Below are 20,167 nucleotides of genomic sequence, written 5' to 3'. Positions count from 1 at the left end.
CAGAGACGACGTCTGCAGTGGCCTTGAGGCTCTGACAGCTCAGCAACAAAAATCCCGGGGCACTGGGCCCCGGGATGATAGTCAGATGTTCAGATCGCGCGGGATCAGGCGGCCTGCTTCTTCGGGGTGAGCAGGCGGCGGTTGACCAGCACTTCGGCGATCTGGATCGCGTTGAGGGCGGCACCCTTGCGCAGGTTGTCGGCGACCACCCAGATGTTGAGGCCGTTCTCGACGGTCGCGTCTTCGCGGATGCGCGAGATGTAGGTGGCGTCTTCACCGGCGGTTTCGTAAGGCGTGATGTAGCCACCGTCCTCGTGCTTGTCGATGACCAGGCAGCCCGGAGCCTCGCGCAGGATGTCGCGGGCTTCATCGGCCGTGATCGGACGCTCGAACTCGATGTTGACGCTTTCCGAGTGGCTGATGAACACCGGCACGCGGACGGCGGTGCAGGTCAGCTTGATCTTCGGGTCGAGGATCTTCTTGGTCTCGGCCATCACCTTCCACTCTTCCTTGGTGTAGCCGTCTTCCATGAAGACGTCGATGTGCGGAATGAGGTTGAAGGCGATGCGCTTGGTGAACTTCTGGTTCTCGACCGGGTCGTTGACGAAGATGGCGCGGGTCTGGTTGAACAGCTCTTCCATCGCCTCCTTGCCGGCGCCGGACACCGACTGGTAGGTGGAAACGACAACGCGCTTGATGCCGGCCGCTTCGTGCAGCGGCTTGAGCGCGACAACGAGCTGGGCCGTCGAGCAGTTCGGGTTGGCGATGATGTTCTTCTTGGTGAAGCCGGTGATGGCGTCAGCGTTCACTTCCGGAACGATCAGCGGCACTTCCGCGTCGTAGCGCCAGGCGGAGGAGTTGTCGATAACAACGCAGCCCTGCGCACCGATCTTCGGCGCCCATTCCTTGGCGACGTTGCCGCCTGCGGACATGAGGCAGATGTCGGTGTCGGAGAAGTCGTAGTTCTCGAGGGCCTGGACCTTCAGCGTCCTGTCGCCAAAGGACACTTCCGTGCCAAGCGACCGGCGCGAGGCCAGCGCGACGACTTCGTCCGCCGGGAAACCGCGCTCGGCCAGAATGTCCAGCATTTCGCGGCCCACATTGCCCGTGGCGCCAACAATCGCAACCTTGTAACCCATGATCGTGTTCCTCATCCGTCTCCCCGAGACCCGGCGCCGCGACACATCACGACTGCCTGGCTCTCTGGCGCTCCCCATCCCGGGGGAGAGCGGGACGAGAGGCACCATTAACGGGTAGTTTTGGTAGTCGTTTTGGTGAGTTTGGTGGCGGTGACGAGCGTGCCAGCGCGAGCGGCGACGGCGGTTGCCATCGTCATCATGCCCATCATGTCGGCGTTGCGCCGAATGCTCATAACTCGTCTTTCCTGTCCGAGACGGGCAAGGTTGTGACCGGGAACACCCGTCTTGTCAACATTTCATTGCGCGGTGCGGGAAGTGGCACTGCGTTCGATCAGCCGTGTGTTGCGCCCGCAGATGGCAAGAGGCACATGCCGCTCAATCCGGGATTGTCGATGTAATCGATATGAGCAGTTGCCATAAAGAAAAATTACTCATTCGGATGACTTTATTTAATGTAAAGTCATGCAAAATATCGTCAGAAATTACAGTGAAAAACGCAGTGATTAACATGGTAATTTAAATTTTATTGCTGATGTCTTGCTTTCTCTGATCTCGATTATCGATCTGAGTTAACGATTTATCAGAGAAGTTAAACGAATATACTTTAAAAATTCAATCCCTAATGAGGGTCGGTGATGCAGCGCGACGTTCGTGCAACAACAAATTCGGTTTCGGTCAGGCTCCGGGTGCTGGGCCTTGCTGCCTTGTCCGTCGCCGTCGCCGTGGTGCTTGGCGGTGTCTACCTGCTGGGTGACCGGGAGTCCTCCGCTTCCCTTGCCCGCCGAGATGCATTTGAAGTGATTGCGGACAAGGCGGACGCCCTGAAGGTCGGCACGCTGGAGATGCGACGCCGCGAAAAGGATTTTCTGCTGCGCAAGGATCTGTCTTACGCAAAGGCATATCAGGCCGAGGCGGAGCAGGTCAGCGCCGCATTGGCCGATCTCCAGTCGCTGCCGAGCGCTGCGCCAATCGGACAGGCGCTCACCAAGCTGGCGCAGGACCTTGGCGAGACCCGCAAGCAATTTGATCGCGTTGTCGAAATGAACACGACGCTTGGTCTGACGGAGACAGAAGGCCTTGAGGGGCAGCTCCGCAAGGCGGTGCATGCGGTCGAAAAGGAAATCAACGCCGCCGGTCTGGATGCCCTGACCGTCAAGATGCTGATGATGCGCCGTCATGAAAAGGACTTCATGATGCGGGGCGGCGACAAGTACATCAAAAGCGTCGATGAACGACGTGCCGAATTTGACGCATTGCTGGCGCAGACGTCGCTTGACGCGGCAACAAAGGCCAAGCTCTCATCGGAAATGGACGCTTATCAGTCCAGCTTCCGCGACTATGCCAAGACGGCCGAGGTCCTGGGCAGTGAAGCCGGCCGGTTGAGCGAGTTGTTCTCCGGCATGGAGCCAACGCTTGAGGCCGTATTCCAGTTTGCAGCTGAAGGAATGGTGGCTGCCGAAAAGCAGTTCGCCAAGAGCCGGTCTGCGGTCTGGAGCTTCTTCATGGGGGCTCTGGGCGTCAGTCTGGCGCTTGCCCTGCTGCTCGGTTTCCTCATCTCGCGCAGCATCACCGGTCCGCTTGGGCGCATGACCGGGACGATGTCCGGCCTTGCCGAAGGCGACACTTCTGCTGAGGTGCCTTACACCAGTTCCAGCAATGAACTGGGGCGCATGGCGCGGGCGATCGAGGTTTTCCGGGTCAACGCAATCCGAAATCGCGAGCTGGAAGCCGAACAGGCGCGCCGCGATCAGCTGGCCGCCGCCGAGCGCCGGCAACTCATGCAGAGCATCGCGGACGAGTTTGATGCCAATGTCGGCGAGATTGTCGAGACCGTGTCGGCGGCTTCAACGGAACTCTCGGCAACCGCGGGAGCGATGGCCGAAGTGTCGTCGGCAACGAATGAGCGGGCCATGACCGTTTCGGCAGCCGCCGAGCAGGCCAGCGCAAACGTCCAGATGGTGGCCTCGGCGACCGAGGAAATGTCGGCTTCGGTGAACGAGATCAATGCCCAGGTCGAGCGGGCATCGGTCGTGGCCAAGCGCGCATCCGGGGATGTCGCGCGGACTGCCGAGCAGATGGAAGCCTTGGCAAGGATGGCGGATCGCATCGGAGAGGTGATCTCCCTGATCTCCGATATCGCGGCCCAGACCAACCTGCTGGCGCTGAACGCGACCATCGAATCTGCGCGCGCCGGTGAGGCTGGCAAGGGCTTTGCCGTTGTTGCTTCCGAAGTGAAGCAGCTGGCCAATCAGACGGCCAGCGCCACGGATGATATCTCCAAGTTGATTGCCGAAATCCAGGGCCAGACCCGCACCTCAGTGCAGGCGATCGGAAGCGTCGGCCAGGTCATCCGCGATCTGGACGAAATGGCGGCAGCCATTGCAGCGGCCGTCAACGAGCAGGGGGCAACCACGCGGGAGGTTGCGCGGAACGTGAGTGAAGCTGCGGGCGGGACGCGGCATGTTTCGGCGAACATCAATGCCGTTTCCGATGCGGCGCAAGAGACGATGGCCGCCTCGACGCAGATGCGCAGTTCGGCTGAATCCCTGTCCGATCAGGCGTTGCGCATGAAGCTCGAAGTCAGCCGTTTCCTGGCGAACATCCGCGCGGCTTAACTGAGCGGCCTACATCCGAGCAAGTCTGGCGCCCTGGTTCTGACGGTCTGCGGACCTCAGGCCGGGGCGTTGTTCTTTAGGTCGGGCCCTAACAAGACTGGGCTCCTGCCAGTTTTGACGGGAGATGTATTTACGCGCTGCTGCCACTTTTGGGTGTTTTCCTGCGAATGAATTAATGCGCCATTAACCATCCGGGCAAATCCTTTTCGCCAGGGTTCTGACGTTGGCCTGGAGGGGAATGGCGATGACTAGCGTGCTTGGACGACTGCGCGTTCGCGCAAGGGTTCTGCTTCTGGTGGCGATCACGATGGTGTCGGCAGGGGTGCTCGCATCCGCTCATTTCGTCAGTGAAGCCGAACAGGCGCGGATTCTGGAGGACAAGGCGCAGTTCGACGAGTTGGCGGCGCAGACGCAGCTGCTGCAGTCTGCTTCACTGCAGATGCGCCGGCGCGAGAAGGATTTCCTGCTGCGCAAGGATATGAAGTACTCCGAGCAGTATCGGCAGAAAGTCACGGAGGTGCTCAAGACGGCTGATGCCATCATGGCGATCCGGTTTGCCGCGCCCATGTCGAATGACTTGGCAAAGCTGAAGGCCGGTGTGCAGGAAGCTGCCAACCAGTTCCAGAGCGTGGTTGCGTTGCAGCAGGCACTTGGCCTCAACGAAACGGATGGACTGCAAGGCGCCTTGCGGGCAGCCGTCCATGAGGCCGAGAAATCGATCGCGGATCTCGGCGAGGACGCGCTGATCGCGAAGATGCTGATGATGCGGCGGCACGGGAAGGACTTCATGCTGCGGGGCGGCGAGAAATACGTCTCAAGCCTGGTAGAACGCAAAGCCGAGTTCGACGTTCTGCTGAAGGCGTCTGCGCTGCCTGAGGATCTGCAGGCCAAGGTTGGCGAGCGGATCGCTGCCTATCATGCCGGCTTCCTCGCCTACGCCGAGCAGGCCTCGGCCTTCGGGGCGGCTGTATCCCGGCTGAGCGAGATCTATGGGACGGTCGAACCCATGTTCGATCAGGTGCTGGCCTTTGCGGCCGCTGGGCGGGCCGGCCTGGATGAGCAGATGTTGCTGCGGCAGAAGGAGATCAGTCTCCTCTTCGCTGCCGTGACAGGCACAACCGTGGTGTTTGCGCTGGTGCTCGGTCTTGTGATTTCGGCAAGCGTCTCTCGTCCGCTGAACGTCCTGACATCGCTCATGGGACGTCTGGCGAAGGGCGAGACCAATGACGCGGTGCCGGATTATCCCCTGAGAACGGAACTGGGCATGATGGCCGCAACCCTGCGCATTTTCCGCGAGAACCTGATCCGCAACCGGGAGCTGGAAGCAGAACAGAAGCGGGCGGAAGCGGCGGCAAACACGGCCGCTGCCCGCAAGGAACTGATGCAGCGCCTGGCCAGGGAATTCGAGACGAGCGTTGGGGAAATCGTCGGCATCGTGTCAGCTGCCTCGACCGAGCTGTCTGCGACAGCTGGCGCCATGTCGACCGTTTCGGCCAATGCCAACGAACGCGCGGTGACGGTTTCGGCCGCAGCCGAGCAGGCCAGCTCCAATGTCCAGATGGTGGCAAGTGCAACCGAGGAAATGGCGGCCTCCGTTGCGGAGATCAACGTGCAGGTGGAGCGCGCGTCCAACGTTGCGCGCAAGGCTTCGACGAACATCGCCCAATCAGCAACGGAAATGTCGACGCTGGCCGAGCGTGCTGACCGGATCGGGCAGGTGGTGTCGATGATCTCAGCCATTGCGCAGCAGACCAACCTGCTGGCGCTGAACGCGACCATCGAAAGCGCAAGGGCGGGAGAGGCTGGCCGGGGCTTCGCCGTGGTTGCTTCCGAAGTGAAGCAACTGGCCAACCAGACCGGCGAGGCGACCAAGGACATCGTTCAGCTGGTGGAGGCCATCCAGGGCGGGACCCGCAATGCGGTGGATTCGATCAACGGCATTGGCGGCGTGATCCGGGAGCTGGATGAAATGGCCTCGGCGATCGCCGCGGCGGTCAGCGAGCAGGGGGCAACCACCCGCGAAGTGGCCCGAAACATCGCCGAAGCGGCGACGGGCGCGCAAAGCGTGTCGCAGAACATGGTGGCAGTCACCAGTGCGTCACAGGAAGCCCAGGCTGCCTCCTCCCAGCTCTACAGCTCGGCGGAAAGTCTGTCCGCCCAGTCCGCGCGGCTGCGCAGCGAAGTCAGCCGCTTCCTCGAAACGATCCGCGCGGCGTAACCGCGCGGACTATATCTGCGCAACTCAGGTGCCCTGGTTCTGACGGTCTGCGGACCTCAGGCCGGGGTGCTGTTCTTGAGGTCTGGCCCAAGCGTCAGGGCCGCGAAGACCAGCGACAGGACCGAGCACAGCGCGATGGCGCCGACCATCGGCAGCACCGTGCCATCAAAGAACGGGCTGCTGGCGACGATCATCAGGCCTCCGGCAACCATCTGCAGCGTGCCGCCGAGCGACGAGGCAAGGCCGGCATTCTCGCCGTGATCGTCAAGCGCCATCACCATGGTGGGTGCGATCACCAGGCCCATGAAGGCGTTGCCGAGGAACAGCAGCGCCATGACCAGCCAGAGGCTGTCGTTGCCAAGGGCAACCAGCACCAGCAGCAGGCAGGACGTGACGGCAAAGCCAAGCACGGCGAAGAAGGCCGCGCGGGCCATGCCGAAGCGCTGACCCATGCCGGCGGCCATCTGCGAGGTGGCGAAGAAGCCGATGGCATTGAGTGCGAAGGCGAGGCTGAAGCCGGTGGGCGACAGGCCGTAGTGCGTCATGTAGACGAAGGCGGCCGAGGCGATGAAGACGAAGAAGCTGGCCATGCCGAAGCCGCCGATGAAGGTGAGGCCGAGGAAGCGGCCGTCCTTCAGGAGGTCGATACATCCGCGCAGCATCGCACCGCCGCGCATGGGCACGCGCTTGTCATGTGCCAGGGTCTCGGGCAACTGGAATGCGGTGAGTGCCATCGCGATGATGGCTGCGCCAGCCAGCGCCACGAAGATCAGCCGCCAGCTGCCCACGGCGATAATCGCGGACCCTGTCAACGGGGCGAGCATTGGCGAGATGCTGATCACGAGCATGATCAGGGCCATCAGCCGCGTCGCGTCAGTGCCGGTGTGCAGGTCGCGGATGACTGCACGCGGTATGACCATGACCGAGGCCGCGCCAAGAGCCTGAATGAACCGGCCAACCGTGAGCCAGAGGATATCCGGCGCGAAGGCGCAGACAGCCGAGCCGGCAATGAAGATGATCAGTCCGGCATAGATCGGCGGCTTGCGGCCAACCCAGTCCGCCAGCGGACCATAGACGAGCTGGGCGACGCCAAAGGCCAGAAAGTAGGCGGTAAACGTGAACTGGGCCGCAGCGATCGTCGTGCCGAGGTCGTCAGCGATCTGTGGCAGGGCCGGCAGATAGAGATCCACCGCGAAGGGGCCGACGCATGCCAAAAGGCCAAGCACGACGGCCGAGCGAACGAAGCCGATTTGCATCTGGGATGTCCATTGAAAAGGGGGCACGCAAGGCGCGCGACAGGAGTGATTTTCAGGAAACCCTGAAAATCTCTGCCTGTCGACCGCAAATCCAGCGGGTCTTCCCCATTCTGCGACGGGTGTTGCAGCGCGGCGACTGCCGTACCGGTCAGCACGGCGAGTTCTTCCAACATACCGTCACTGTTTGAATGTTCGACTTTTTGACGAGGGCAGGAGTCGGTGATGTTGTTGCGGGTTTCAGGATTCATCCGAAAAATCAGATGTTTACGACTTAAAATCTTTCCTAGCGTTAGATGATCTTTAACGCATTCAATATTTTTATCCTTGTTACATTTACGAATGGAGAAGCCATTGTGGCCAGGATCGTTGCACGTGCATCGGCCGGATTGAATGTCTGGGCCCGCCTGTTTCTTCTGACAGCAATCGCCGTCGGCGCGGTGCTGTTGCTGGTTGCGGTGTACTTTTACGGTGACTGGGTTGATCGGCAGGCGGCGCAGCGGCAAGTCGAATATGCGGCCCTGGTCAGCAAGGTTCAGGAGCTGAAGGCCCGTACCATGCAGCTGCGTCTGGATGAGAAAGCCTATCTGCTGAAGCCGCAGAAGGAGATCGCCGAGCAGTACCTGACGGACGTCCGGGAGGCGACTGACCTTATCGACCAGACGATGGCGATGCCGGCGGCGGAAGCCCTTCTGCCGCAACTCGAAAGTCTGGAAGAGCGGCTGCAGATGGGGACGGACCAGTTCTCCGAGATCGTCACCTTGCAGGAAAAGCTTGGAATGACAGAAAAGGAAGGGCTTCAGGGTGCCCTGCGGAGCGCGGTTCACGCAGTGGAAGAGGAAATCAATGCCGCCGGCCTGGATGACCTGACCATCCTCATGCTGATGATGCGCCGGCACGAAAAGGATTTCCTCCTGCGTGCAAGCGACAAGTATGTCGCCAGTCTGGACGAGCGCCGGGCCGAGTTTGATGCAGCCCTCAATGCTGCCAGCATCGAGGAGGCGCGGAAGGCTTCCCTGACAAGCAACATGAATGCCTATCACCAGAGCTTTCGCGACTACGCCAAGACGGCAACAAAAATGCGCAAGCTGATCGCGCAGCAGGACGCGTTCTTCAAGGCGCTCGAACCGCGCTTTGCCGGTGTTTACACGCTGGTTGATGCTCGCCAGGATGAAATCGGCCAGGAGCTGGCTGCTACGCGCCTGCAGATGCAGCACCTGTTTATCGCGATTTCGGTCGTCTCCACACTGGCTGCGGGAATTGCTGGATATGCCGTGTCGCGCAGCATCACCAGTCCGCTGAAGCAACTGACGACTGCGCTTGACCGCATGGCGCAAGGCCAGACGGATATTGCTCTTCCCAGCCTTGGTGCGCGCAGCGAGCTTGGACAGATCAGCCGTGCGGTGTCGCTGCTGCAGGACAATGCCGAGCGCGACAAGCGACTTGCCGAAGAGCATGCAAGGGCGGAGGAAGAACAGCTGCAAGCCAGGCGCCGCGAACTGATGGCGGATGTGGCCAGCCAGTTCGACGCAAGCGTCGGGGCTGTCGTCAATGCCCTGCAATCTGCCTCGCAGGAGCTTTCCCAGACGGCGGGCCACATGTCGGACGTTTCCGCCAAAACGTCGGATCGCGCGCTCGGTGTTTCGGCGACAGTTGCCCAGACCACTTCGAATGTCGAGATGGTCGCTGCTGCCACGGAAGAAATCTCAGCTTCGGTGGAGGAAATCGGACGACGTGTGTCGCAGGCGTCCGAAGTGTCGAAGCGCGCGGCCGGCGATGTCGAGACAACATCGCGCCAGATCCTGTCCCTGGCTGACATGGCGGACCGTATCGGGGAAGTCATCTCGATGATTTCGGACATCGCAGCGCAGACAAACCTGCTGGCGCTCAATGCGACCATCGAGTCCGCCCGGGCCGGAGAGGCTGGACGGGGATTTGCCGTGGTCGCGTCGGAGGTAAAGCAACTGGCAAGCCAGACCGCACAGGCCACGGATGACATTTCGCGGCTGGTCGGTGAAATCCAGGGGCAGACGCGCCTGGCTGTCACGGCCATCGGCGACGTGGGAGAGGTCATTCGTGATCTTGACCAGATGTCATCGGCCATTGCTGCTGCTGTGAGCGAGCAGGGGGCCACAACCCGGGATGTGGCCCGCAATATCGCGGAAGCCGCCGCTGGATCGCGCGCTGTCTCGCAGGACATGAGCCTGGTGACGGGGGCAACACAGGAAACCGTTGCCGCCTCGAACCAGATGCGCAGCTCGGCCGAGGGCTTGTCGACCGAGGCGCTCCGGTTGAAGCAGGAAGTCGCCAATTTCCTTGCTCATGTTCGTGCAGCGTGAGCTGAACTGACGCCTCACCTGACGCCTTGCCGCTGTTGACAGTGGCAAGGCAGGGTCAACAGCCTGCTGGAAACGCGGCGACGTCATCAAAACTTCATCAATCCGTCACCTCAAGTGCATCCAACCTCAACTAGCGTCCCAGCGCATTTCAATCGCCCTGTTCATCCCCTGGGAGGCATTCATGGGTTCTCTGCGCAGCCAGCTTCTGGCGAGCCTCAGCATCCTCGTCGCGACCACCGGCACGTCCCACGCCGCTGACGCCTATTTCAACCGCATCGCGACGCTGCCCGTCTACAAGACGCTCGCCGAAGGCGTCGATCCGGCGACGCAGACGTCGGCCGAGATCATCACTGCCACGAAGGATGGCATGATGCTGGTCTTCACCGACAGCCCGTCGAAGGCGCTGGGCTTCGTTGACATCGCCACCCCGTCGGCGCCGAAGTCGGCTGGCCGTCTGGAGCTGGGCGGTGAGCCGACCTCGGTCACCACCTCGGCCAAGTTTGCCCTGGCTGGCGTGAACACCAGCGAAAGCAAGGTGAAGCCGTCGGGTCATGTCGCTGTCGTCGATCTGGCGACCAAGGCTGTCGCCGCCACCTGCGACGTCAAGGGACAGCCGGACTCGGTCGCCATCTCTGCCGACGGCAAGTTCCTCGTCATTGCGATCGAGAACGAGCGCGACGAAGAGCTGAACAAGGGCGTCATTCCGCAGATGCCGGCCGGCCATGTCGCGATCTTCGATCTCGACGCCGATGGCAAGCCGGTGAACTGCGACGCTGCCCGCATCGTCGAGATGACCGGTCTGGCCGGTGTCGCCGGTGAGGATCCGGAGCCGGAATTCGTTTCCGTCAACGCTGCCAATGTGGCTGTCGTGACGCTGCAGGAAAACAACCACATCGCCCTGGTTGATCTGGCATCCGGCAAGGTCACCAATCACTTCTCCGCTGGTGCCGCCAGTGCAGAGGCCATTCCGGTGGCCAAGGGCGTCAGCTCCGACGCTTCCGGCAGCACCGAGAACGTCCTGCGTGAGCCGGATGCGGTTGCCTGGCTTGACGCTGACCGTTTTGTCACCGCCAACGAGGGTGACTACGAGGGTGGCTCGCGCGGCTTCACCATCTTCAACACCAAGGGCGAAGTGCTGTTCGACAGCGGCAACCAGCTGGAACATATCGCCATGGCCAATGGCCACTACCCGGCCAAGCGCGCCTCCAAGAAGGGCACCGAGCCGGAAGGCGTGACGGTTGGCACCTTTGGCGGCCAGAAGTACATCTTCGTCAACTCCGAGCGCGCCAACATGGTGTCGGTCTACAAGGACACCGGCGCTCAGCCGGAATTCGTCCAGGTGCTGCCGACCCACGTCGGTCCGGAAGGCGTTCTGGTGATCCCGTCGCGCAACCTGTTCGTGGTTGCCAACGAGGTGGATGACGCGGAAGCCCCGGTGCGCGCCCAGATCGGTCTCTATGAGTTCGGTGCGGCCAAGCCGGCCTATCCGATGATCGTGTCGAAGACCGATCCGGAAACCAAGGCTCCGATTGGCTGGGGCGCCCTGTCTGCACTGGCTGCCGACAAGACCGACCCGAACAAGGTCTATGCCGTTTCCGACAGCTTCTACGACAAGGCCCGCATCTTCACGCTGGACGTGTCCAAGCAGCCGGTCGAGATCGTCTCCTATGTCAACGTCACTGGCGGTACGCCGAAGAAGTTCGACATGGAAGGCATCGCGCTTGCCAAGGACGGCGGCTTCTGGCTGGCCAGCGAAGGCAACCCGGAAAAGGAAGGCATTCCGCACCTGCTGGTGAAGACGGATGCCAATGGCAAGGTGCTCGAAGAGATCGCCCTGCCGGAAGCGGTTGTCGCCCAGTCCAAGCGCTTTGCCTTTGAAGGCGTTGCCGAATTCGAACGCGATGGCAAGACGATGGTGATCGTCGCCGTGCAGCGCGAATGGGGTGATGACCCGAAGGGCATGGTCAAGCTGGCGCTCTACAACCCGGCTGACAAGTCCTGGGGCTTCGTCCACTACCCGCTCGACAAGGCCAAGAGCCCGGCTGGCGGCTGGGTCGGCCTGTCGGAAATCACGCATCTGGGTGGCGAGCGCTTCGCCGTGCTGGAGCGCGACAACCAGGGTGGCGAGATGGCTGCCATCAAGCAGATCACGGTTATTGACCTGGCCGGCGTGACCCCGGCCAAGGCGGGCGAGACCCTGCCGGTGGTGACCAAGGCTGTGAAGCTCGACGTGCTGCCGGCCCTGGCCGAAGGCAATGGCTGGCTGCTCGACAAGCCGGAAGGCTTCACCGTGACCGCCGATGGCAAGATGATCCTCGTCACCGACAACGACGGCGTCGATGACGCCCCGGGCGAGACCAAGATCCTCATGCTCGGCGATGCTGCCAAGCTGAACTGATCGGGTTCATCGTTGAATGAGAAAAGCCCGGGTGCGTGAGCGCCCGGGCTTTTTGTTTGGCCGGTGGGTTAGCTTTCGCTGCTCCTACCTGTCAGCCCTCACAGCGCTGTCCCGGTATCTCAGCCTGCCCGTTCCAACGCGCGTTCGGCGAGGCGGACCCAGAAGGAGCTGCCGACGGGGATGAGGGTGTCGTTGAAGTCGTAGCGCGGGTGGTGAAGCCCGGCGCTGTCGCCGTTGCCGGCGAAGATGTAGGCACCGGGACGCTCCAGCAGCATGTAGGAGAAGTCCTCGCCGCCCATCATCGGCTCGACCTTGCGATTGACGCGGCCGGGACCGGCGATCTCGTCGGCGATGCTGGCGGCAAATTCGGTCTCGGCTTCGTGGTTGAAGGTGACCGGATAGCCGCGGCGGAACTGGATCTCGGCCGTGGCGCCAAAGGCAGCGCAGACGGAGCCGGTGATCAGGCGCAGGCGTTCTTCGGCAAGCGCGCGGGTTTCCGGCGTCAGGCTGCGGATGGTGCCACGCAGGGTCGCGGTTTCCGGAATGACGTTGAAGGCACTTCCGGCCTCGAAGACAGTGACCGAGACGACGACCGACTGCAGCGGATTGACGGTGCGGCTGGCAATGGTCTGCAGGGCGCTGACGAGCTGGCTGCCGATGACGATGGGATCAATGGTTTCCTGCGGCTTTGCGGCATGGCCGCCGCGGCCGGAAATCTCGATCTTGAACTCGTCGGTGGCGGCCATGATCGGGCCGGTGCGGATGGCGAACTCGCCGACCGGAAGGCCGGGCATGTTGTGCATGCCGTAGACTTCGTCGATGGCCCAGCGGGTCATCAGGCCATCGTCGATCATGGCCTTGGCTCCGGCCCCGCCTTCCTCGGCAGGCTGGAAGATGACGACGACAGTGCCATCGAAATTGCGCGTTTCGGCGAGGTACTTGGCCGCGCCCAGCAGCATCGAGGTGTGGCCGTCGTGGCCGCAGGCGTGCATCTTGCCGGGAACCTTGGAGGCATAGGGAAGGCCGGTTGCTTCCTCGATCGGCAGCGCGTCCATGTCGGCGCGCAGGCCGATGACTTTACCAGCGCCGCCGTTGCGGCCCTTGATGACGCCGACGACGCCGGTCTTGCCGATGCCGGTCGTCACCTCGTCGAGGCCGAAGCTCGTCAGCAGTTCGGCGACACGGGCGCCGGTGCGGACGGTTTCGTAGAGCACTTCCGGGTTCTCGTGGAAATCGCGGCGCCAGGTGGCAATTTCATCGGTGAGATCGGCAAGGCGGTTGACGATCGGCATTCACAACTCCCGAACGGTTGGCCGGGCCTTCAGGCGCGCCGGCGGAACAGGTCTTCATTGGACGGGTTTGGCCAGCAAAGTGCAAGCCGGATTGGTGCATCAGCTGGTTGTCGGAGGCGTCAAGCTGGCGGCTTTTGCTCCACAGGGGCGCGGTAGCGATAGACGCTGGTCTTTTTCACCTCAGAATCCTCCAGGCTGCGGATCACCGGCACGGTGTAGGTGGCCAGATGATCGAGGCGGTCCTTCGGCAGATAGGAGCGGCCGGGATCGCCAACGAGAATGATGCTCCTCGCCGGATCCATGCGGCCGAGCCATTCAAGGATGCGCTTCGTCATCGGCAACTCGTAGAAGACATCGCCGCAGACGAGAACCTCGACCTCGGGCGGGGCCTCGCCGGTGATGTCACCCAGGCGGGTCGCGACCTCGACACCATTCAGGGCGGCGTTCAGCTCGATGGACGCAATGGCGAAGGCGTCGATTTCGACGGCCAGAACCTCACGGGCGCCGGCAAGTCTGGCTGCAATGGCAACCACGCCGGAACCGGCGGCGAAATCCAGCACGCGCTTGCCGGCGACCAGGTCCGGATTGTCGAGGATGTAGCGGGCAAGGGCCTGGCCACCGGCCCAGGCAAAGGCCCAGAACGGCGGCGGCAGGCCGATCTCGCCGAGCTCATCCTCCGTCTTCTGCCACAGGTCCATGGCCTCGGAGGCCAGATGCAGCCGGATCTCGGACGCATGGGGAACCGGCAGCACCTCGGTGTTGCTGCGGATGAAGTCCTTCGGATCGGATATGCCAGCCACCAGGGGAGGCCTTTCGGGTTCGAGGCAGAGGGCCGGCGCTGAGGGCTTCACCGCAGACCAGTCGCAGGCACGGTGGTCAGACGTCCGGATCCAGCCCGCCCATTTCGCAGACGACTTTCCACTCCTCCTCGGTCACCGGCTGTACCGACAGGCGTATGGAGGTGACGAGGGCCATCTGGGCAAGGCGTGGCTCGGCCTTCACGGCCGCCAGGCTGACGGGCAGCGGAACGTCGCAGACGGCACGGAAATGCACGCAGTCCCAGCGGGGATCCTCCGAGGTGCTGTCGGGCGCGATGCCGCTGCAGACCTCGGCGACGCCGACGACTTCCTTGCCGATGTTGGAATGGTAGAAGAAGGCACGGTCGCCGAGCTGCATCGCCCGCATGTTGTTGCGGGCGAGATAGTTGCGAACGCCGGTCCATTCCTCGCCGGCGGCACCCTTGGCCTTCTGCTGCTCCCAGGACCAGACATCAGGCTCGGACTTGATCAGCCAGTAGCGCAAGTTACTTGGCCTCCGGGTTCTTGATGACCCAGTTCCAGGCCTTGATCTCGACGCTCTCGAACAGGCCGGCGTGGGCATAGGGGTCCTGCTGCGACACGGCCAGAGCCTCGTCGCGGTCGGCCGCCTCGATGATGACGAGGCTGCCGGTCATGGCGCCCGAATCGTCGAGGAAGGGGCCGGCGGCCTTCAGGCGGTCGCCCAGGCCTTTCAGGAAGTCCACATGTGCAGGGCGGGTGTCGAGGCGGACTTGCAGGGAATTCGGCTTGTCCTTGCAGATCAGGGCATACAGCATGCGGGGGTCTCCGGCGTTGGCAGGTCGAGGCAACCTATGCGGCCTTGGCCGCGAACTCAATCGCTGCTCGCCTCGCGCTTCAAGGGGCGGTTCATCAGCGCGGTCAGGGCCTCGTCGATGGTCATCTGGCCGTCCAGCACGCCGGCAACGGCCTCGCACACCGGAAGCGCCACCTTGTGGCGGCGGCCAAGTTCAACGGCGATGCGGGCGGAGTGGGCGCCTTCGGCAAGTTTCTCGCCTGCGGCGATCAGATCTCCCGGCGTGCGGCCTTCGCCCAGCTTCTGGCCGAAGGCGAAGTTGCGTGACTGGGCCGAGGAGCAGGTGAGAACGAGATCGCCAAGGCCCGACAGGCCCGTCAGCGTCTCGGGCCTTGCGCCCATGGCACTGCCCAGCCGCGACAGTTCGGCAAAGCCGCGTGCGGTGAGCGCTGCCTGGGCGCTGGCCCCCAGTTTTCGGCCGACGACGGCACCGCAGGCAATCGCCAGCACATTCTTCAGAGCACCGCCGATCTGGGCGCCGATGATGTCGGTCGAGGCGTAGGGGCGGAAGCTGGCGGAGGCAAGCGCGCGTGCCAGCGCATCGGCGACATCGCCATCGCCGGCGGCAATTGTTACTGCCGTGGGCAGCCCACGCGCGACGTCCATGGCAAAGCTCGGGCCGGACAGAACGGCCGGATGAGCCTCAGGCGCTTCTTCGGCAAGGATTTCTGACAGGAGATGTCCGGTGCCGCGCTCGATGCCCTTGGCGCAGAGGACGACCGGGGTGCCGGGCTTCAGATGCGGTTTCAGGCTGGCGGCGAGGCTGCGGGTGGTCTGGGCCGGGGTGACCAGCAGCAGGGCGTCAACGTCAGCGGCCTCACCGAGATCGGTGGTGGCGGTGAGGCGTTCGTCGAAGGTGATGCCGGGCAGATAGGCGCTGTTGCTCTGGCGGCTGCGCAATTCACTGACAAGCGCGGTGTCGCGGGCCCACAGGGTGACGGACCGGCCGGCGCGGGCGGCGGAGAGCGCAAGGGCCGTGCCCCAGGCACCGCCACCGATCACACCGATGCTGTCGTAGTTTGGCATGGTCAGCCTCCGGTCACGCGCTGGCGCAGCAGGGGCAGCTGCGCGTCAAAGCCCTCGTAGAACGCCGCAGGATCGATCTCTCCATCAAGATCAAGCCAGAACAGACGGAAACGGATCGGATCGCCGCCGTCATTCGGCGTCATCTCGAAATGCTCCCACTCGTCTCGACCGATCCGGGCCACGCGGGCATGGAAATGCCGCCGGCGATGCAGGTCGCGGCCACGGCCGTTGTCGAACAGGTGGTCCTGGTCGGCGAGGTGGTCAAGCGCACCATCGAGGACAAGACCGGTTTCCTCGTGAAACTCGCGCCGCGCGCCGATGAGATGGCTTTCGCCCGGATCCAGCGTGCCGCCGGGGACCTGAAGCCCGACATCCGGCTGATCAGGCTGGCTGAACACGAGGAGCTTGCGGCCGCAGGTCAGATAGACATAGGCCTTGTGAAGCACGCGCATGAAAGGGCATCCGGAACGACGAGGGCCCCCTGCCTAGCAAGTTCGCGGGCAGCTGTGAACCGGGCATGTGGCGTCTGGCGGTTATAGGAAGGCGTTCCGGCCTGCATCGGTTCATCTTGCAGGATAAATTGCCTTGGTGAGAACCCGCTGCGCTCAGGCAAATGCGCCGGAGGCGACAGCAATGACGTAATTGCGGACTGCTTCTTCCTCTCCAGCTTTTACCAGAGATTCTGCAGTGCGGTCTCCGAAAGCAGGGATCGGATAGGCACGGTACCAGTTTTGCGCTTCATGGTGGCTTCTAACCCATTTTTCCACGCGCGCGATGATCTCTGCGCCTTGTGCGGTGATAGAGGAATGGTGCGTTTCGCAGGTGGTGTCATTGGGCGTGTGGACCATGGTGCTTCTGCCTGATCCCGTTGAGAAAGTTGCCTGCGTCATCCCGGCCAAGCGAAGCGCAGAGCCGGGACCGGAGGGTCGAGGCCTCGATATTTCAACGAAGTACACGCAGAGAGACTTTGGCTCTCCGGTCCCGGCTCTCGCGTTGCTGGGCCGGGATGACGAAGGAGAGGTCGAGCCTGTCTGCAGTTTGTCTCAGCCCTGAGTGTACGGCGAATGTCGCCCGATTGCACGGGTGACTGTGCTTCTCACACCTTCGCGCCTTTCTTGCCGGCGCCGAGGAGGCTGGCGGAGGTTTCGTCGAGGGGCCAGCGGGGGCGGGGGGCGACGGACTGGTCGTCCAGGATCTCTCCCGCACGGGCGGCAATATCGAGCCGTTCGATGCCGGCCCAGGCGATCATCGCGGCGTTGTCGGTGCACAGGCGGTGCGGCGGGGCGACGAAGCGGGCGCCAGCAGTGCGGCAGGCGTCATCCAGCGCGGCGCGGATCTCTGAATTGGCCGCGACGCCGCCAGCGACAACGATAACCTTTTCGGCATCCGGAAAGCGCTCGGCGAAGAGGCTGAGGGCCGCGCGGGTGCGATGGGCGAGCACATCCGAGACGGCGCGCTGGAAGCCGGCGCAGAGGTCCCGCGCGGTCTGTTCGTCAACCGGCTGGGCCTTTTCGGCCGCATTGCGCAGGGCCGTCTTGAGGCCGGCGAAGGACATGTCGAGGCCGGGCCGGTCAAGCAGCGGGCGCGGCAGGGCGAAGCGCTTCGGATCGCCTTCGCGGGCCATGCGTTCGACGGCGGGGCCGCCGGGATAGGGCAGGCCGAGAAGCTTGGCCGTCTTGTCGAAGGCCTCGCCGATGGCATCGTCGATGGTGGAGCCGAGGCGCTCGTAGTCGCCGACGCCCTTTACCAGCAGGAACTGGGTGTGGCCGCCGGAGACGAGCAGCAGCAGATAGGGAAACGCCAGGTCATCCGTCAGGCGCGCGGTCAGGGCGTGGCCTTCGAGATGGTTGATCGCCAGAAGCGGCTTGCCGGCGGCCATGGCGATGGCCTTGGCCGTCATCAGGCCGACAATGACGCCGCCGATAAGTCCGGGGCCGGCGGTGGCTGCAACGGCGTCGATCTCGTCAAAGCTGACGCCGGCCTCGGCCATGGCCTCGGCGACGATGCGGTCGAGCACGGCGATGTGGGCCCGGGCGGCAATTTCCGGCACCACGCCGCCAAACTCGGTGTGTTCGTCGATCTGCGAGCGGATGACGTTGGACAGGATGCGCGACCCGGTGCCGGACCCATTGCCACTGCGCACGACAGAGGCCGCCGTTTCGTCGCAGCTGGTCTCGATTCCCAGGACAGTGAAATCGCGCAAGTCTGGCAGCATTGGCTCATCCAGTGGTGGTTTTGCAGATCGACGCAAGATCAGGCGGGGCCATGGCGAGGAGCAAGCCGATCGCACGGGCTTGCCGATCAACATCCGGGATAGTGCCGCATTGGCCTGTGGCGCGTGACCGCCTATTGTGCTTCAAACCGTTAAAACTGCCCCTAACACCCGGATCGTTTGTCTTGCAATCAAAACCTTTGCGTATCGGAACCCGCGGCAGCGCGCTTGCTCTGGCTCAGGCCCATGAAACCCGCAGCCGGCTGATGGCTGCCCATGGTCTGGCAGAACAGGATTTCGACATCGTCGTCATCAAGACCTCCGGCGACCAGATCCAGGACCGGCCCCTGTCGGAAGCGGGCGGCAAGGGGCTTTTCACCAAGGAAATCGAGGAAGCGCTGCTCGACGGACGTATCGATATCGCGGTGCATTCATCCAAGGACATGCCGACGCATCTGCCTGACGGACTGGCGCTGACCGCCTTCCTGCCGCGCGAAGACGTGCGCGATGCCTTCATTTCGCCAAAGGCCAAGCGACTGGAAGACCTGCCGCAGGGCGCTGTGGTCGGGTCGTCCTCGCTGCGCCGGCAGGCGATGATCAAGCGCCTGCGCCCGGACATCCAGGTGGTGATGTACCGGGGCAACGTGCAGACGCGGCTGAAGAAACTGGAAGAGGGGCAGGTGGATGCCACGCTGCTGGCCTATGCCGGATTGCGGCGTCTTGGCCTTGCAGACGTGGTCACGAGCCTGCTGGAGACGGACACGTTCCTGCCGGCGGTCGGTCAGGGGGCGATCTGCATCGAGAGCCGGGCGGCTGACCAGCCAGTTCTGGATATGCTGGCCGCCATCCATCACCGCGAAACCGAGCTGCGCCTCACCTGCGAACGCGCGTTCCTGGCCGAGCTGGACGGCTCCTGTCGTACGCCGATCGGCGGTCTGGCGCTGATTGACGGCGAACGCCTGTCGTTCCGCGGGCTGATCCTGAAGCCGGATGGCAGCGAGCTGCATGAGCTGATGCGCGAAGGCTCGGTCGATGACGCCGAGGCCATTGGCCGTGAGGCGGGCCGCAGCCTGAAGGCGCTGGGCGGTCCCGGTTTCTTTGCGGTCTGACGGGGAGGGGGCATGCGCGTACTCGTCACCCGTCCGGAACCTTTTTGTGCTGCAACGGCGCGCCGGCTGCGCTTGATGGGGCATGTGGCGCTGGAAGCGCCGCTGCTGACAATCGTGCAGACGCCGCCCGACGAGATGGATCTTGATGTCGTAACGGCAGTGGCCGTCACCAGTGGCCAGGCGGTCGAAGTGCTGGCGCGCCATCCGCAGCTTCCCAAGCTTGCGGGACTTCCGTTCTACGCCGTTGGTGCGCGCACGGCTGCCGCCGCACGGCAGGCCGGTTTCCGGCAGGTGCTTTCGGCAGACGGCGATTCCAGCGATCTGGCGGCCCTGATCCGTATCAGTCACGGCAGCGGCGTCGTGCTTTATGGTGCAGGACGCGACCGGGCGGGGGATCTGGAGGGGCACCTGCGCCGCTCGGGCATCTTCTGCCAGGTCGTGGAACTTTATCGCACCGATCCGGTTGTGGACTGGCCCGTGGGCGTTGACGAGATGCTGCGCCGGCAGGAGATCGACGCGATCCTGGTCTATTCGGCGCGGACAGCCGAAGTCTGCGCCACATTGCTGCAACAGACGGCGCCGAAGGTGCTTCCGCGCATCGTGGCGCTTTCGGCCAAGGCCGGGGCACCCTTGTCGGCGCTCGGCCCGGTGGAATGGGCCGCAACGCCGGATGAACCGGCCCTGTTCGCGCGCGCCTTCACCGGCTGTTAACTGCGGCAGGCGAGTCCTTGGTGCGGCCTCGACCTTTGGTCGCGGTGCCGCCCGAGCGATCAGTGTGTATAGTCGCAAGCGGTCACCCGCTTTTCGGCAAGAGGAGGAAACGCGATGGTCTCCGACGAGGACAAGTCCGGCAAGGACAAGCCCAGTGCCGGTGCCGGGTCTGGTGCCGGGTCTGGGCCAGGTGCCGAGGCAGGCAAGACCGGCGGCCGCCGTC

18 protein-coding genes are annotated in these 20,167 nt (G+C 63.3%); 7 read left to right on the top strand and 11 right to left on the bottom strand.

From position 1 onward, the window contains the following. Window positions 1-104: 104 nt before the first annotated feature. Both OVA12_RS10755 and OVA12_RS10750 read right to left on the bottom strand, forming a co-directional pair. Window positions 105-1,139, bottom strand: coding sequence for an aspartate-semialdehyde dehydrogenase (locus OVA12_RS10755; protein WP_106753731.1), 1,035 nt, complete (start codon window positions 1,137-1,139; stop codon window positions 105-107). Between the two features lie 107 nt (window positions 1,140-1,246). Next, window positions 1,247-1,372, bottom strand: a complete 126-nt coding sequence (locus OVA12_RS10750) for a hypothetical protein (protein ID WP_268137194.1) — start codon at window positions 1,370-1,372, stop codon at window positions 1,247-1,249. 402 nt (window positions 1,373-1,774) lie between these two features. Here OVA12_RS10750 and OVA12_RS10745 point away from each other — a divergent pair, with 402 nt between their 5' ends. Continuing rightward, window positions 1,775-3,754 carry a methyl-accepting chemotaxis protein gene (locus OVA12_RS10745; protein ID WP_268137192.1) on the top strand — a complete coding sequence of 660 codons (1,980 nt, stop codon included), beginning with the start codon at window positions 1,775-1,777 and terminating at the stop codon, window positions 3,752-3,754. Window positions 3,755-3,998: 244 nt separating this feature from the next. Then, on the top strand, window positions 3,999-5,972 hold the full coding sequence (locus OVA12_RS10740; RefSeq protein WP_268137190.1) for a methyl-accepting chemotaxis protein: 1,974 nt from the start codon (window positions 3,999-4,001) through the stop codon (window positions 5,970-5,972). Between the two features lie 56 nt (window positions 5,973-6,028). On the opposite strand, the gene OVA12_RS10735 is transcribed toward OVA12_RS10740, so the two are convergent. Continuing rightward, complete coding sequence (locus OVA12_RS10735; RefSeq protein ID WP_268137188.1) at window positions 6,029-7,228, bottom strand: multidrug effflux MFS transporter; 1,200 nt, start codon at window positions 7,226-7,228, stop codon at window positions 6,029-6,031. A gap of 5 nt (window positions 7,229-7,233) precedes the next feature. On the opposite strand from OVA12_RS10735, the gene OVA12_RS10730 reads away from it, so the two are divergent. From OVA12_RS10730 to OVA12_RS10720, 3 genes are all read left to right on the top strand, one after another. Then, the gene (locus tag OVA12_RS10730; RefSeq protein WP_268137186.1) at window positions 7,234-7,416 is read left to right on the top strand and encodes a hypothetical protein; all 183 of its coding nucleotides are present in this window, start codon (window positions 7,234-7,236) and stop codon (window positions 7,414-7,416) included. A 165-nt stretch (window positions 7,417-7,581) separates the two neighbouring features. Beyond that, window positions 7,582-9,564, top strand: coding sequence for a methyl-accepting chemotaxis protein (locus OVA12_RS10725; RefSeq protein WP_268137184.1), 1,983 nt, complete (start codon window positions 7,582-7,584; stop codon window positions 9,562-9,564). A 181-nt stretch (window positions 9,565-9,745) separates the two neighbouring features. Further along, complete coding sequence (locus tag OVA12_RS10720; RefSeq protein ID WP_268137182.1) at window positions 9,746-11,962, top strand: esterase-like activity of phytase family protein; 2,217 nt, start codon at window positions 9,746-9,748, stop codon at window positions 11,960-11,962. Between the two features lie 119 nt (window positions 11,963-12,081). On the opposite strand, the gene OVA12_RS10715 is transcribed toward OVA12_RS10720, so the two are convergent. The 8 genes from OVA12_RS10715 to tsaD all read right to left on the bottom strand — a co-directional run bounded on the left by OVA12_RS10715 (window position 12,082) and on the right by tsaD (window position 18,127). Next, the gene (locus OVA12_RS10715; protein WP_268137180.1) at window positions 12,082-13,254 is read right to left on the bottom strand and encodes a M20 aminoacylase family protein; all 1,173 of its coding nucleotides are present in this window, start codon (window positions 13,252-13,254) and stop codon (window positions 12,082-12,084) included. A 119-nt stretch (window positions 13,255-13,373) separates the two neighbouring features. Then, window positions 13,374-14,054, bottom strand: a complete 681-nt coding sequence (locus OVA12_RS10710; RefSeq protein ID WP_268137178.1) for a class I SAM-dependent methyltransferase — start codon at window positions 14,052-14,054, stop codon at window positions 13,374-13,376. A gap of 76 nt (window positions 14,055-14,130) precedes the next feature. Continuing rightward, window positions 14,131-14,556 carry an EVE domain-containing protein gene (locus tag OVA12_RS10705; protein WP_268137176.1) on the bottom strand — a complete coding sequence of 142 codons (426 nt, stop codon included), beginning with the start codon at window positions 14,554-14,556 and terminating at the stop codon, window positions 14,131-14,133. A gap of 1 nt (window position 14,557) precedes the next feature. Beyond that, entirely contained in the window at window positions 14,558-14,848 is a 291-nt protein-coding gene (locus OVA12_RS10700) for a YciI-like protein (protein WP_268137174.1), read from the bottom strand. Window positions 14,849-14,904: 56 nt separating this feature from the next. Then, a complete protein-coding gene (locus tag OVA12_RS10695; RefSeq protein WP_268137172.1) occupies window positions 14,905-15,912 on the bottom strand; it encodes an NAD(P)H-dependent glycerol-3-phosphate dehydrogenase in 1,008 nt (335 codons plus the stop codon). 2 nt (window positions 15,913-15,914) lie between these two features. Further along, window positions 15,915-16,364 carry an NUDIX hydrolase gene (locus OVA12_RS10690; protein WP_268137169.1) on the bottom strand — a complete coding sequence of 150 codons (450 nt, stop codon included), beginning with the start codon at window positions 16,362-16,364 and terminating at the stop codon, window positions 15,915-15,917. A gap of 153 nt (window positions 16,365-16,517) precedes the next feature. After that, on the bottom strand, window positions 16,518-16,760 hold the full coding sequence (locus OVA12_RS10685; protein WP_268137167.1) for a hypothetical protein: 243 nt from the start codon (window positions 16,758-16,760) through the stop codon (window positions 16,518-16,520). Between the two features lie 248 nt (window positions 16,761-17,008). Then, a complete protein-coding gene (tsaD, locus tag OVA12_RS10680; protein ID WP_268137165.1) occupies window positions 17,009-18,127 on the bottom strand; it encodes a tRNA (adenosine(37)-N6)-threonylcarbamoyltransferase complex transferase subunit TsaD in 1,119 nt (372 codons plus the stop codon). A gap of 182 nt (window positions 18,128-18,309) precedes the next feature. Here tsaD and hemC point away from each other — a divergent pair, with 182 nt between their 5' ends. Further along, on the top strand, window positions 18,310-19,233 hold the full coding sequence (gene hemC / locus OVA12_RS10675; RefSeq protein WP_268137163.1) for a hydroxymethylbilane synthase: 924 nt from the start codon (window positions 18,310-18,312) through the stop codon (window positions 19,231-19,233). A gap of 12 nt (window positions 19,234-19,245) precedes the next feature. Next, window positions 19,246-19,944 (top strand): uroporphyrinogen-III synthase, encoded by a 699-nt coding sequence (locus OVA12_RS10670; RefSeq protein WP_106753743.1) that lies wholly within the window; start codon window positions 19,246-19,248, stop codon window positions 19,942-19,944. Window positions 19,945-20,167 lie beyond the last annotated feature (223 nt).

It is taken from the genome of Pannonibacter sp. SL95 (assembly GCF_026672425.1).
Classification (GTDB): Bacteria; Pseudomonadota; Alphaproteobacteria; order Rhizobiales; family Stappiaceae; genus Pannonibacter.
This window is presented reverse-complemented; position numbering and strand designations above follow the sequence as displayed.

What these genes read in the sequence shown, in the direction of transcription:
- OVA12_RS10755 (WP_106753731.1), bottom strand. Translation starts at nt 1,139, where the DNA reads ATGGGTTACAAGGTTGCGATTGTTGGCGCCACGGGCAATGTGGGCCGC.
- OVA12_RS10750 (WP_268137194.1), bottom strand. Translation starts at nt 1,372, where the DNA reads ATGAGCATTCGGCGCAACGCCGACATGATGGGCATGATGACGATGGCA.
- OVA12_RS10745 (WP_268137192.1), top strand. Translation starts at nt 1,775, where the DNA reads ATGCAGCGCGACGTTCGTGCAACAACAAATTCGGTTTCGGTCAGGCTC.
- OVA12_RS10740 (WP_268137190.1), top strand. Translation starts at nt 3,999, where the DNA reads ATGACTAGCGTGCTTGGACGACTGCGCGTTCGCGCAAGGGTTCTGCTT.
- OVA12_RS10735 (WP_268137188.1), bottom strand. Translation starts at nt 7,228, where the DNA reads ATGCAAATCGGCTTCGTTCGCTCGGCCGTCGTGCTTGGCCTTTTGGCA.
- OVA12_RS10730 (WP_268137186.1), top strand. Translation starts at nt 7,234, where the DNA reads ATGTCCATTGAAAAGGGGGCACGCAAGGCGCGCGACAGGAGTGATTTT.
- OVA12_RS10720 (WP_268137182.1), top strand. Translation starts at nt 9,746, where the DNA reads ATGGGTTCTCTGCGCAGCCAGCTTCTGGCGAGCCTCAGCATCCTCGTC.
- OVA12_RS10715 (WP_268137180.1), bottom strand. Translation starts at nt 13,254, where the DNA reads ATGCCGATCGTCAACCGCCTTGCCGATCTCACCGATGAAATTGCCACC.
- OVA12_RS10700 (WP_268137174.1), bottom strand. Translation starts at nt 14,848, where the DNA reads ATGCTGTATGCCCTGATCTGCAAGGACAAGCCGAATTCCCTGCAAGTC.
- OVA12_RS10695 (WP_268137172.1), bottom strand. Translation starts at nt 15,912, where the DNA reads ATGCCAAACTACGACAGCATCGGTGTGATCGGTGGCGGTGCCTGGGGC.
- OVA12_RS10690 (WP_268137169.1), bottom strand. Translation starts at nt 16,364, where the DNA reads ATGCGCGTGCTTCACAAGGCCTATGTCTATCTGACCTGCGGCCGCAAG.
- OVA12_RS10685 (WP_268137167.1), bottom strand. Translation starts at nt 16,760, where the DNA reads ATGGTCCACACGCCCAATGACACCACCTGCGAAACGCACCATTCCTCT.
- tsaD (WP_268137165.1), bottom strand. Translation starts at nt 18,127, where the DNA reads ATGCTGCCAGACTTGCGCGATTTCACTGTCCTGGGAATCGAGACCAGC.
- OVA12_RS10670 (WP_106753743.1), top strand. Translation starts at nt 19,246, where the DNA reads ATGCGCGTACTCGTCACCCGTCCGGAACCTTTTTGTGCTGCAACGGCG.